This window comes from Fannyhessea sp. (assembly GCF_986145555.1).
The window spans coordinates 15,320-28,811 of record NZ_CFRCNA010000019.1 but is presented as its reverse complement, the minus strand read 5'-3'; the positions used below and the strand labels follow the sequence as shown (position 1 = coordinate 28,811).

The window sequence follows — 13,492 nt, the reverse complement described above, 5'->3', positions numbered from 1 at the left end:
TGCAAAACCATGCCAAAATGTTTGCGAACCTCTTGTGAACTCAGTTGACGATACGGCACTTCCCTAAAATAGATCTCACCTGATCCAAGCGGATACAGGCGCATAAGCAGGTGTAGCAAAGTTGATTTACCACAACCCGTATGACCTACTAAAGCCAATGTTTGATGAGGATATACCTCAAACGATAGATCGTGGATCACATTATGCGTTCCATCGTAAGAAAAAGAAATGTTTGAGACTTTTAGAAGTGGCGAGCGAGGTGCATTTACATGTGTAGGCGTCTTGCATATGCGCTGTGTGCGGCGTACATCGTGAGAGTCGCAAGGGTCACATGCATTGGACATATCACCTGTAGCACGAACAGACGCAGTGTTTGTAGGTGCACACAACACAGAGCTACCATCAAAGACTTCATCTGAATTGTTCTCATAAGTTTTTGCAAACATAAGAAGCTGAACAATTCTAATCATTGAGGTATAGGCCGTTTGAATTTGTGTAGATAATCCTGATAGTTCGTTAATTGGCTTAGTAAGCTGTTGCGTATACACCAATAAGCTCACCAACGCACCAACGCTTAAGTGCCCAAACTGTTGCGTTACCACGCAAAATGCGCCCAATGTTACCACAAATGCATATAAAAGATTTTGAATAAGGCGCGTGGTAGGATTTGCTAACGAACTCAAAAACTGAGCGCGCTTTGCTTGTACTTCAACCTTGTGATTAAGCGCACAAAACTGTTGAGAGCGCGCTCGAAAAGAGTTGGTTGTTCGTAACAATTTTTGCATACGCGCGCTTTCGTGAATAAACTGCATCATGTTTTCTTGCGCGTGCAGTTGTGCCTCAAAATAGGACTGTCCACGAGAGGCAATATAGGAATTGATAAACATAAAACAAGGCAGCAGAACAATAATGATAAGAGCCATCTGCCAACACAACAAGCACATGCATACAAACGAACCCACAATAATGATAAGTCCTCGTACGCTTTGGTTAAGCGCAAGGATAAGACCATCAGATATTTGATCACAATCCATAATAAGACGGTTGTGAATATCACTCACCACATCTTTAGTGATATAGGTAAGCGGTATATTTTGAATGAGCGCAAAACATCTACTTCTGAGAGCGCGAATACTTTGCACGCAAGCATGGGTAAAACGTACAACGCCTGTCCATTCAAACAGAGCACTTGCCATAATTGAGACAAGCAGAAGGAGCAAATACGTTGATAGAGACGGCATGCCCGGCGTAAAAAGTGCATCAACCGATAAACCAATACAAAGCGGAATGCTAAAAGAACAACATGAAGCCAGCGTACACAATACGACGCTTTGTATAAATGAAACTGTCTTAGGCTTAAAAAACGGCATAAGGAAATGCACAAGTTCTGAGCGCGTGGGCGCAACAGCATGAAAAACAAGCGCATCCGTCTTAGATTGTGCAGTACTCGAGCCAGATGCCTGCGAATTTTGTGTATTAGAAACTATAGTTTGTGCCGAACCAGCTGCAACATAAGGATTTTTCATCGCATCCAATTCCTTTTTTAATGTTTGCTCATTTTATTGCGTACTCAAAATTACAGGTATTACCTGCATCTACCATCACAACAAGTCATTCTCGCGTATACGCATGTTGTGTTTCATAAAGCTCCTGATACACCTTACATGACTGTAAAAGCTCTGCATGCGTGCCCACACCAACCAGGTGTCCTTTATCTAAAACCAAAGTCATATCTGCGCATTTCACATGACTTATCTGCTGAGATACAAGCATAACGCAGCTCTGTTTGGCTCGGTTAAGAAGATGTTGTGCAACCTTTTGCTCGGTAAGTGCGTCAAGCGCCGATAAACTATCATCTAATAAAATATGTGACGCGCGTGAAGCGAATGCCCGAGCAAGTGCTAAACGCTGCTTTTGACCACCCGACATTTGAGCCGAGCCGTGAGTAACAATGGTATCAACTCCTCTGTCAAGGCTGCGAACAAAATCAAACGCGCACGCCTGCTTAAGCGCATTGTTTATATCTGCATCAGTCAACGTATCATTACCAAGAGATATAAAATCACGAATTGAAGTTTGTAACAGCTCAGTTGTTTGGGGTACATAGCATATGTTTTGTGAACATACGTTAGAAGAAAGCTGTGAAAGATTGTATCCACCAAAACAAATTACACCTTTTTGAGGAGTGTACAGTTGAGCTAAGAGTGCTAAAAGCGTTGACTTTCCCGACCCAACCGATCCAACAACACCAATAAAGCCGTGTGCAGGGATTGTGCAGGTAATATCGGTAAGAGCAAAACCTTCTTCGGCTGTTGATTCTTTATCTTTTGACATCCCACACAAACACGCGCCCTTAGTACCTGCAGCTTGCGTACTTGTGCAGCTACAAGGGTTATAAGTAAAACTCACATGATCCAAAACGTATTGTGTATTCGTTGGTACAGAAGTATCTGCCAAAGCATCAGCAGTAAGAGCATGATCTGCTGAGGTTGAATCCTTGCAGGTACAGATTTCCATAACACGCGCAGAGGCAGCGGAGGCTTTGGTAAATACCAACATAAGGTTTGAAATATAGACAATTGCCAAAAGTGTTTGCGTCATATAGTTTATCAAAGCAACTAAGGTACCTTGAGAAATGTTGAACATCGAAAAAAGTGCATATCCACGCAGCGATGCCACATACATAAGCATCATAATGCCCATATTCATAATTCCAAACGTTACTGGAGACAAAAGCGCAGAAATGCGGCTTGTTGCTTCAAGAAGCTGTATATAGTGTTGATGATCATCTTCAAAACGTTGCATTTCTATCTTTTGTGTACGATACGCTCTTACAAGTTCAACAAGTTCCAAATTTTGCAATACATGATCGCTTAAGGTATCAAGCGTACGCTGCAAAAGCGTAAACATACGTGAGAGTCTTTGAATTGCCCACGCAAAAATAAGAGCCACAAGTGGAATGCAAACACAAAAAATCAATCCGTAACGCCAGTTCAAAATCAATGCAGAGATAATTGATGCAATTGCCAACAAAGGACAGCGAATAAGCTGCCTAATGGCAAGCGCAATCATGAGCTGTATTTGATTAACATCAGTAATTGAGCGATTTACCAACGTTGAAGTAGAAAATTTATGCAGGGATAAAAGCGACAGAGTTGAAATCTTTGAAAAAAGTTCACGGCGCACGTCGCAGGCAACATTCACAGAAACCTGTGCAGCAACTGATTGACAAATTAGCGTTGCGCCATAACTAATACCAGCTGCAGCTACCAACCATGCGCCGTAGTACATACAAACCGTAAAACTATGGCCCATGATGCCTTCGTCAATGAGGCGCATAACAAAATATGGCGTTATGACCTCAAAAATAACTTCTACTGCTTTTCCTGTCATACCACATAATGCTTGCAATCTGTATGGCATTACAAAGCGTTTTAGCATGTCAAACATACCCACTCCAAACGAACGATGAGCATGTATCTCGTTAAACGTCATGCTCTAAAGTGATTCAAGTTTTTCAGAAAGCGTAAGCCACTGAGTTTCTAGTTCATCAACTAACCTTTGCGCTTCACTTAACTGTTTTTGCAATTTTGCAAGTTGTTCATAGTCTGATCCATCACATGCTTGCATAAGTTTTTGAATTCGATCTGGTTCATCTTGTTGCTTGGTAAGCTTTCTTAAAACGGCGTCACATTGTTTTTTAAGCTCATAACGTGACGCGCCACCGCAAGCGTGTTGTTGTTTTGCAGCACGATCTTTGTTTTTTGTCACTAGACTAGAACCAAGCGCATGAGAAGAACTTGCGTCATTATCTTGTGAGATAAGACGTTGCATATATTCGTCTATGCCACGAGGCATATGAATAAGTTCTCCATTTAGCAAAGCATAAATATCGTCACAAACACGCTCCATAAGATGACGATCGTGTGTAACTAAAAGAAGTGTTGCAGCCCACGAATCCAAAACATCCTCAAGCGCAGCAAGCATATCGGTATCTAAGTCATTTCCAGGCTCGTCGAGCACTAAAACATTAGGCTGTTCTAATAGTGTAATCATAAGAGCTAAACGGCGCAATTGCCCGCCCGACAGATCACACAAACGACTTTTTTGATCAAGATTTCTAAAACCAAGTCGTTCAAAAAGCTGCATGGGTGTATAACTTTTGCCATCAATATACACACTTGATTTTGAGCGTGCCAACACATGCTCAACCGTTTGGTTTTCCTTGTGAGCAAAACATGACAAGTGCTGGTCAACTATGCCAAATACAACGGATTTTCCCACTTTTACAACGCCTTGTGAGGGAACTTGCTTAAGCGTCATGATCCGTAAAAGAGATGATTTACCGCTTCCGTTTTCTCCCACAATGCCAATGCGCTCACCAGGCCCTATGATCCAATCGAGAGGCTTAATTACCTGATGAGAACCATAGGTACACCCAACATGCTCAAGTGTTATAACTTGTTTTCCTAAGCGCGTTGCAGCTAGAGCCTTAAGCTCAATAGAATTTCTTAGTGGCGGGTCCAACGCAACCATCTCTAAGGCAGCTTCAACCCTAAATTTAGGCTTTGAACTGCGAGCCTTAGCACCATGAGCAAGCCAATTAAGCTCTTTTCGTAACATATTTTGACGTTTAGTTTCTGCAACTTCGCTAAGACGCTCACGTTCAACACGTTGTTGAATATAGGCACTATATCCACCTTCAAATGGGTCAACACAGCCATCGTGAACTTCCCACATGTGGTCGCATACCTCGTCTAAAAACCAACGATCATGCGTAACGATAACCGAACTTAATCCATGAATACGTTTACGATCTTTAAGATAGGAAGCAAGCCATGCAATGGTTGTCATGTCCAGATGGTTGGTAGGCTCATCCAACAGCAACACATCCCATGAGCCAAGGAGCACACGCGCAAGGTCACAGCGATGGCGCTGACCACCAGAAAGTTTGGAAATAGTGGTATCAAATGAAACATCTTGCAGCAAACAATTAACAAGAGAGCGCTTAAGAGGATCTTGTGCCCATTCATAAGTTTCAAGCGATTGAAATACAACATCGCGAACAAGATCGGTATCCTTAAATGCATCGCGTTGTGCAAGATAACCAATGGAAGAAGCATTACGCGTTATAACACATCCACTATCGGGCTCCATAATATGCGCAAGCACCTGCAGAAGCGTTGATTTTCCTCCGCCGTTTTGACCAACCACGCCTATGGTATCGCCTGCGCTCACTCCAAGTGACACGTTCGAAAGTAAAACCTTTGCAGAGCGTTCAACACATAATTTATCTGCACTTATAACAACTGACATTGCGTTCCTTTAACTGATGTTTTCGTACCATGAGCCTTGTGTTATGCACTTGTTTGTATATGCAATAAAGACTTTACTTCGTTAAGAATAACGCGTGCAACTTCGGGCAACTCTTGTGTATCGTGGTGTATCAAATGATCGGGATATACGATGGTAATTTTGTCGGTTTGTGCACCAAAAGTAGACTCTGCTTTTGACACATCATTAGCAATAATGCACGTACATTGCTTAAACTTTAATTTTTCAGCAGCATTGCGCTCCACATTCTCGGTTTCGGCAGCAAAGCCAATAACAATTTTTTGAGGATACAGACGCGCAACCGTTTGCAAAATATCGGGATTTTCAACAAGACGAAGCGTATATGACTTTGGGTTTTGCGCATGAGTACTGCCAGCACAATCAAGCGACACAGGACTTGAGTTTTCTGCATGAGATATGAACTCACCATGAGGCTTTTTGATTTTTTGCGGAGCAACTGTTTCGGCACGCCAATCCCCTACTGCAGCCGTACAAATTATGACATCAGCACTCTTAGCAGCTTCGAGCGTTGCCTCATACATCTGTTTGCCATCTACTACAGAAATAAACGAATCAACAAACGGTCTAGGCAAAACAGAAGGACCACTAATTAGTACTACACGCGCTTTTTGGGCGCAAGCAGCACGAGCTAGCATATAACCAAGCTTTCCTGTGGCATGATTTGAAATAAAGCGTATAGGATCAAGCGCCTCTCTGGTAGGACCTGCCGTAATCACCACAGTTTTGCCAGCTAAGTCAGCAGAAGCACAACGCGCAATGCACATAACATACCAAGCAAGTTCAATAGGATCAACAAGCTTTCCCGTGGCATTATAGCCACAAGCAAGATGACCGCAAGCCGGTTCAACAACGTAATAACCCCAAGATCTAAGGGTATTAACATTAACCTGAGTTGAGCGCGCCTGCCACATATGCACATTCATAGCAGGGGCAATTACAACAGGAGTATGAACTGCTAAAAGCGTTGAACTTACCAAATCATCAGCAATTCCTGCTGCTAGTTTTGCCATGATATTTGCCGTTGCTGGAACAACCACACTTACCTCTGCCCAATCAGCAAGCTCGATATGGGCAATCGTGCTGTTGTGAGTAAAAAGCTCGGTATATACATCGTGTCCCGATATTGCCGCAAATGTTTGTGGGCCCACAAATTCGCAAGCTGCTTTTGTCATTGCAACGCGAACATCGCAGCCGTGTTTTTGTAACTCTCGAAGCGTAAGTACAGCTTTATATGCGGCAATTCCTCCGCATACCACTAAAAGTACCTGTAAAGGTTTATCCGATGTATTCATAGTTATTCCTCTACGGTCTATCTCTACGATCTGTCATGAGAAGCAATGATAAGCAAACGATGACAATACGGACATTCTGCAATAGTTTGATCTGCTTTGATCTTGTTATACAAACTGGGTTGCAGCTTAACACAGCAAACCGATGGCATATTTCCCTTAAGTTCTTCAACACAAATACCGTTAAATCTGCTTTTGAGGCTGGTATATAATGCAATATGCTCATGGGTAAGACCACATTTTACCTCGTCACGAACATGTAATAACGAAGCGGCTTGACGCTTGATGTCTTCAATGCTTTGTGCTTGTTCGTCTTTAAGCGAAGCTAACTCCCCACGCAATTTTTCCTGTAAAAGATGGGCATTGTGCTCGGCTTTTTTAAATTTTTCTAAATCTGCTTTAAGCTTTTTTTCGTCAAATTGCAACTTTTCAAACTTCTTTGCAAGGCTGGAAAGCTGAAGCTCCAAATCACTAATACGACGATAATCGCTGCCTGCAGCCTGTGCCTCAAGCTTTACCTTTTGGGTGATTTCTTGCAAGTGTGTTTGCATGTCGAGATTATCTTGAAGCTCTGTTTCGATGTCTTTGCGTTGTGCCAACAGTTGAGTTTGTTGCTGTTTTAACTTTTTAAGGGCTGTAGTGCAAGCAGGTATGCGCTTTCCTTCAAGAAGGCCATGAAGTTGTTGGTTATACCGCATAAGCTGTATGTCAACCTCTTGAAGTTTAAGAAGTGCTTGATACTCTTTCATAGGGTTCCTTTCATGATACGTACAGCTTATAGGGCAACTTGTGATGTGGTAACAATTGATAAAAGCGTGTTTGCAAAACGTTTAAGCGTATCTTCGTCTACGCGCTCATCAAACGAAATTCGTAACGCACCAAGCGCATCACGCTCGCAGATTCCTTGTGCACGCAAGACATGAGACGCACGTGCAGAATCGGAGGCGCATGCAGATCCAGATGATATGCCAAAACCTTTGCTATCAAGCTGCAACAAAATTGCCTGAGCATCACAGTCTTTTGCCAGTACACTTACAATTCCTGGAAGCCGTTTGTCAGCAAACGAAAGCGGCGTTGTTGGAGTTATGCGATCTGATGCACACAACATTTGCTCAAGCATGTGTGCGCGTGCGGCAACTGTAGACCGTCTTTGTTTTATATGTTGTATACATTCACGTGCCGTTTGTGCAAATGCTTCGCACAAACACACTGCTTGAGTACCAGGACGGGCGCCACCTTCTTGACCACCTCCAAAGGTAAGGGGCATAAAAGGCGTATTTCGTTTAAGAATTAAAGCTCCAATACCCACTGGCCCACCAATTTTATGCGCCGCAATAGAGCATGCATCTATCTCTTCTAAATCACAAGGAATACGGCCAAACGCTTGTACAGCATCGCTCATAACATAAGAACCTACCTCATGAGCACAGCGTGCAAGTTCACGAATTGGCTGGATAACACCTGTTTCGTTATTGGCATACATAATGCAGGTAAGCGCAACATGCTCATCTAAGACAGCTCGTAATTGTTCACAGGTAATTTCGCCCGTTGACGAAGGGCGTACGTATACGATCTCAAATCCTTGTTCTTTAAGACGAGGAAGTGGCTCAAGACACGAATCGTGCTCAATTGCTGAAACAACAATCTTAGTACGATGTGGCTGTCTAAGACGATATGCATGCGCAATACCACAGAGCGCCATATTATTAGATTCGGTACCACCAGAAGTAAAGTGCACCTCATAAGGGTCTAGAGCCGTTGTGAAACATGAGGCAATCTGACGACGACTACGCTCAAGTGCCGCATAAGCTAAGCGTCCTGGTGTATGCAGCGAATTTGGATTGGCTCCTGCATAGGCAGACTCCTCATAAGCTTCTTGCGTCTGAAGAGAAATACGGCGCTGCGGAGCTGAGGCTGCATAATCAAGGTATACGTATGATGAAGATTTCATATTATGCACGCTTTGCTTCCAAAGCTCCGCGCTGCGCAGAGCTACGTAATGCTTCAATAGCAGCAGATCTATCCTGCGCGTTAAAGACCGATGAACCCGCAACCAGCATTGTTGCACCAGCGCGTGCCACATCGTATGCATTATGAGCGTTGATGCCACCGTCTACTTCAATCACAGGATTAACACCGTGTTCGTCGCATAACGCTTTGACCTTTGCAATCTTCTTGCAGGTAGACTCAATAAATGATTGACCACCAAAACCGGGATTTACGCTCATAACCAAGACCATGTCTACATCTTCGATAACGTCGTCTAAATTCATGACTGCTGTTGCAGGATTAAGTGCAACACAAGCACGCTTATGAGCTGAATGAATAGTATCAATAAGTCGTTTTAAGTGAGTTTGAGCTTCCATATGAATGGTGAAGGAATCGGCGCCTGCGTCAAGATACCACTCAAGCGTTGCCTCGGGATTATCAACCATCAGATGAACGTCAACGGGTAAATCACTAGAGGTCTTAACCGCGCGTAGAATAGGACATCCAAAACTTAAATTTGGAACAAAGTGTCCATCCATTACATCAAAATGCAGATAATCGGCTGTTGCAATAGATGAAAGTTCATCTGAAAGCTTCATAAAATTGGCGGACAACATTGACGGCGCAATGCAAATGGGATGTGTATCCATGAATGAACCCTTCTAATTGTTTGTTGACATACCATAAAATTCTTCGTGCGGAATTCTTTCAAGCAAAAGCGCAATGACGTCTTCGAGCTTGGCATGTTCATATAAAACTGAGTAAACCGAGTTGGTGAGCGGACTTTCAATAGAAAGCTTTTTGCATAACTCTTGTGTGCTCAAAGCAGCACGAGCCCCCTCAACAACCATTGACGTACGCTGTTCATATTCCTGCAAGCTTTCTCCTTGCGAAAAAGCACAGCCAAACGAGCGATTGCGCGAGTGCACCGACGTACAAGTTGCAATAAGATCCCCCATACCTGCAAGACCCATACAGGTAAGTGATTTACCACCTTTTGCGATAACAATACGACTAATTTCTGCAAGTCCACGCGTCATTAAAACTGCTAATGCATTGTCTCCGTACCCCAAGCCAGTACAAATTCCACAAGCAATTGCCACCACGTTTTTAATAGCAGCGCATAGTTCAACCCCAACTACATCGTCAGATAAATAAATTCTAAAATTTTCATTCATGATCAAACGTTGGAAAAATTGAGCAACCGATGCATGAGTCGAGGCAATAACAGCCGCCGAAATTTTACCTTTACAAATTTCCTCGGCGTGATTAGGGCCGCTCAACACCGCAATACGGGCAGGATTGCCCCAAACTTCGGACAAAACTTCGCTCATAGTATAGTTAGTATGATTTTCGATACCTTTTGTAAGAATAAGAACAGGCGTTTGTGAGTCTACATAGGGCTGGACAGCTTGTGCACAAGCTCTAATAAATTGTGATGGCACAACCATAACTATTGCTTGTGCATCCTTCAAGACGCTTTGATAATCAGTTGAGGCACAAACACAGTCGAGCATCGTATAGGTATTAAGTTGAACAGGATTACGATGATGTTCATTGATATAATCGGCTATTTCTTGATCGTGGGACCAAATCATAACTTGATCCGCATGAAGTCCAAGCAAACCCGAAACAGCTGTACCCCAACTGCCTGATCCTATAACGGCAACTTTTGAAATCGACATCGGCTTTCCTTACTCTATTCTCTTAGCTTCAACTTACCTTTTATACGATATTCTATTGTGATGCACACAGAGCATGCTTATATCATAGAGGTTATTGCAACAAAGAAACGTTGCAACACGGTGTATCTCCACAACTTTAAGATTTTGCCTTTAAGGGTTTTTCCTCTCCTTTTATAAGACGTGCAATATTGTTACGATGCGCCCAAATAACCAAACAAGCAACCACGATAATAGGTATGAGTTCAAACGAGGTATAACCAAATACATATGCCCAGCACGGAAGTGCAATCGCAGCCGCTAACGACCCTAACGAAACGCGTTTTGAAGGTATCGTAAAAACAAAAAATGCCAAAAGTGCAAGCAAAGCCGTTTGCCAACTGAGCACTAATGCCGCTCCAAATCCTACCGAGATTCCTTTGCCGCCCTTAAAATGCAGGTACGGAGAAAAAATATGACCACACACGCAGGCTGCATAAACAACGCTGTTAACAAACATGCACAGCTTATAAACATCAGAAAAAATCTGCGAAGTTGCACAAAATTGGATAAGTTCTTGTACGTGGATAGCGACAACCATATTCAGTACATAGATAGCTATGCCTAAACTTAAAGCGCCTTTTCCTGCATCACATAAAAGTGTAAGCGCCGCTGGTAGTTTTCCAGCTACGCGCGCTACATTGGTCATGCCTATATTACCGCTGCCTGCAGCTCTCACATCAACGTGACAAAACCTTTTTGTTAGAACCACGCCAAACGGTATGCCGCATACTGCATACACAAACACAAGTGCCACTAATACCGAAATGCAATACCCTTGCATAAAGCTCTCCTTAAAGGGTTAAGGTTTACCAGCTTACAGACTTAAAAAGTAAACACTTAATCTTTATTCCTAAACTTAAGCCGAATAGGCGTACCTTGCAAATCAAACGTTTCACGCAAACGGTTCTCTAAGAAACGCATGTACGCATCATCGAGTAAATCCTTTGCATTGCAGAAAAAGGTAAATTCAGGAGGACGATACCCCGTTTGTGTTACATAATGAATCTTAAAACGACGGTTTTTATGCACAATCGTGTGGCCCGCCTCACGAATTTTAGTAACAAGATTATTGAGCTGAGATGTCTTAATAGAACTGGCGTGGGCACGATACGCACGAAGCGCTGCATCAAGCGCCTTATTAACAGATTTACCCGTAAGCGCGCAAATGCTTATCTGCTCTGCCCATGTTGCAAACGTAAGACGAATAGCAAATGAATCCAAAAGTTTTTGGCGATCCTGCTCGTCACGCAACAAATCGGTTTTGTTAAGAACCAAAACCAATGCGCACCCACGATCAATTGCCATACCAGCAAGTTTTTGATCCTGTTCGGTCATACCTTCATGTGCATCTATAACAAGCAGGCACACATCAGCTTTATCCATTGCCTGCAAACCGCGAACCATGCTGTAATATTCAACATCCTCATGAACTTGCGTCTTTTTTCTCATACCAGCAGTATCAACCAGACGAATAGTTTGACCCTTGTAATCAAAAGTAATATCAATAGCATCGCGCGTTGTACCTGCATAATCGGCAACTAAGCTGCGTTGCGAGCGAGAAAGTTTATTAACAAGCGATGATTTACCAACATTTGGACGACCAATAACCGCAATTGCCACTGATGAGTCTTTTGGCTGGGGTGCTTCTTCATGAACGGGCAAAGCGTTAACAATATCATCAAGCAAATCACCTGTTGCTGTACCATGTGTAGCCGAAATAGCACGCGGCTCACCTAAACCGAGTTTTAGATAGTTCCATGAATCTAAAACCTCATCGGGATTATCAATTTTATTTACAACCAAAAAAACAGGCTTATGCATACGACGTACAATTTGCGCAACGGTCTCGTCTTCGTCGGTAAGTCCAATGCTTCCATCAACAACCATAACAATAACGTCTGCTTCGTCACAGCCTAAAAGTGCCTGTTCACGAATACCCAGAGCAAAACGGTCTTTGCTTTTAAGTGATTCAATGCCGCCCGTGTCGATAAGCGTAAACTCACGCCCATTCCAATCACAAGCATGATAGGAGCGGTCACGTGTAACACCGCGCGACTCGTGCACAATTGCCGACTTGGTAGTTGCAAGTCGATTAACAAGTGTTGATTTTCCTACATTCGGACGACCAACTATGGCTACCAGTGGTTTTGACATATCATTCCATTCTAAAAAAACGTACAGGTACAAGCTAAACTGTTACACTTAGTATATATGCTTTCATGCACGTACATGTAAATCATATTGCTTATACATGTGAATTTCTTGCTTATTTGTCGGACGCGGGATACAAAGACATGAGCCGTTTATACACTTCATCAATTTGATACTGAGGTGTAGACGCGCCAGCGGTAATGCCTACTTCGCTGGTAGGAGAAAACCACGCAGGATCAAGCTCTTCGGCAGTCTCAATATGATATACATGATCACAATACGTTCTGCATATCTCAGCTAAACGCGTGGTATTAGCAGAAATTTTACCGCCAATTACAATCATGCAATCAACCGACTTTGCCAAATCTGTTGCTGCATCCTGACGCAGCGACGTTGCCTCGCAAATCGTATCAAACAGACGTATTTCCTCAGCTTTACCTACAAGAGCCGCTACAATTTCTTTAAGACGTCGACGACTTTGCGTGGTCTGGACAACAATTCCTACTCTTCGTTTGATTGAAAGAGCCTCGATGTCTTCGGGCGTTTCAACACACACAGCACCTGGTGCATGACCTAAGGTGCCTTCAACTTCAGCATGACCTTTTTCTCCAAACACAAGCACCTGATAGCCCTCTTTGGTAAGCGTTTCGGCTGCTCTATGTGCACGAATTACAAAAGGGCATGTTGCGTCTACTACAATGTCGTGGCTTTGATAGGCTTTCTTTTCTTCCTCGGGAGTAACGCCATGCGTGCGCAGTAAAATTGCTTTGCCCGATACCTCGTCAGCGTTGTGAATAACCTCAACGCCTTTGGCGGCAAGCTTTGAAACTACTTGAGGGTTATGAATTAAAGGGCCTAGCGTATGAATACGTCCATGTATTTTATGAGAAAGAGCTTCCACCATATCTAACGCACGATTCACACCGTAGCAAGCTCCAGCTTCTGTGGCTATACGAATATGCATACGACCTACTTTATCTTAGG

11 protein-coding genes are annotated in these 13,492 nt (G+C 43.1%); all 11 read right to left on the bottom strand.

What is annotated here, in order from left to right:
* A partial coding sequence (locus AC5GD6_RS04715; RefSeq protein ID WP_491846348.1) for an ABC transporter transmembrane domain-containing protein occupies positions 1–1,526 on the bottom strand: 1,526 nt, incomplete at its 3' end.
* Between the two features lie 85 nt (positions 1,527–1,611).
* Positions 1,612–3,450, bottom strand: a complete 1,839-nt coding sequence (locus AC5GD6_RS04710) for an ABC transporter ATP-binding protein (protein WP_491846347.1) — start codon at positions 3,448–3,450, stop codon at positions 1,612–1,614.
* 48 nt (positions 3,451–3,498) lie between these two features.
* Positions 3,499–5,316 (bottom strand): ABC-F family ATP-binding cassette domain-containing protein, encoded by a 1,818-nt coding sequence (locus AC5GD6_RS04705; protein ID WP_491846346.1) that lies wholly within the window; start codon positions 5,314–5,316, stop codon positions 3,499–3,501.
* A gap of 41 nt (positions 5,317–5,357) precedes the next feature.
* The gene (gene coaBC / locus AC5GD6_RS04700) at positions 5,358–6,647 is read right to left on the bottom strand and encodes a bifunctional phosphopantothenoylcysteine decarboxylase/phosphopantothenate--cysteine ligase CoaBC (protein ID WP_311439084.1); all 1,290 of its coding nucleotides are present in this window, start codon (positions 6,645–6,647) and stop codon (positions 5,358–5,360) included.
* Positions 6,648–6,670: 23 nt separating this feature from the next.
* The gene (locus AC5GD6_RS04695) at positions 6,671–7,393 is read right to left on the bottom strand and encodes a zinc ribbon domain-containing protein (protein ID WP_464394949.1); all 723 of its coding nucleotides are present in this window, start codon (positions 7,391–7,393) and stop codon (positions 6,671–6,673) included.
* 26 nt (positions 7,394–7,419) lie between these two features.
* Positions 7,420–8,595, bottom strand: coding sequence for a cysteine desulfurase family protein (locus AC5GD6_RS04690; RefSeq protein ID WP_464394950.1), 1,176 nt, complete (start codon positions 8,593–8,595; stop codon positions 7,420–7,422).
* A gap of 1 nt (position 8,596) precedes the next feature.
* Positions 8,597–9,283, bottom strand: a complete 687-nt coding sequence (gene rpe, locus AC5GD6_RS04685) for a ribulose-phosphate 3-epimerase (RefSeq protein ID WP_416428480.1) — start codon at positions 9,281–9,283, stop codon at positions 8,597–8,599.
* 12 nt (positions 9,284–9,295) lie between these two features.
* Positions 9,296–10,318 (bottom strand): NAD(P)H-dependent glycerol-3-phosphate dehydrogenase, encoded by a 1,023-nt coding sequence (locus tag AC5GD6_RS04680; protein ID WP_491846345.1) that lies wholly within the window; start codon positions 10,316–10,318, stop codon positions 9,296–9,298.
* 136 nt (positions 10,319–10,454) lie between these two features.
* Positions 10,455–11,138 carry a glycerol-3-phosphate 1-O-acyltransferase PlsY gene (gene plsY, locus AC5GD6_RS04675; protein WP_276799491.1) on the bottom strand — a complete coding sequence of 228 codons (684 nt, stop codon included), beginning with the start codon at positions 11,136–11,138 and terminating at the stop codon, positions 10,455–10,457.
* A gap of 56 nt (positions 11,139–11,194) precedes the next feature.
* The gene (gene der / locus AC5GD6_RS04670) at positions 11,195–12,511 is read right to left on the bottom strand and encodes a ribosome biogenesis GTPase Der (RefSeq protein WP_491846344.1); all 1,317 of its coding nucleotides are present in this window, start codon (positions 12,509–12,511) and stop codon (positions 11,195–11,197) included.
* A 112-nt stretch (positions 12,512–12,623) separates the two neighbouring features.
* Entirely contained in the window at positions 12,624–13,472 is an 849-nt protein-coding gene (locus AC5GD6_RS04665; protein ID WP_464361023.1) for a 4-hydroxy-3-methylbut-2-enyl diphosphate reductase, read from the bottom strand.
* Between the last annotated feature and the right edge of the window lie 20 nt (positions 13,473–13,492).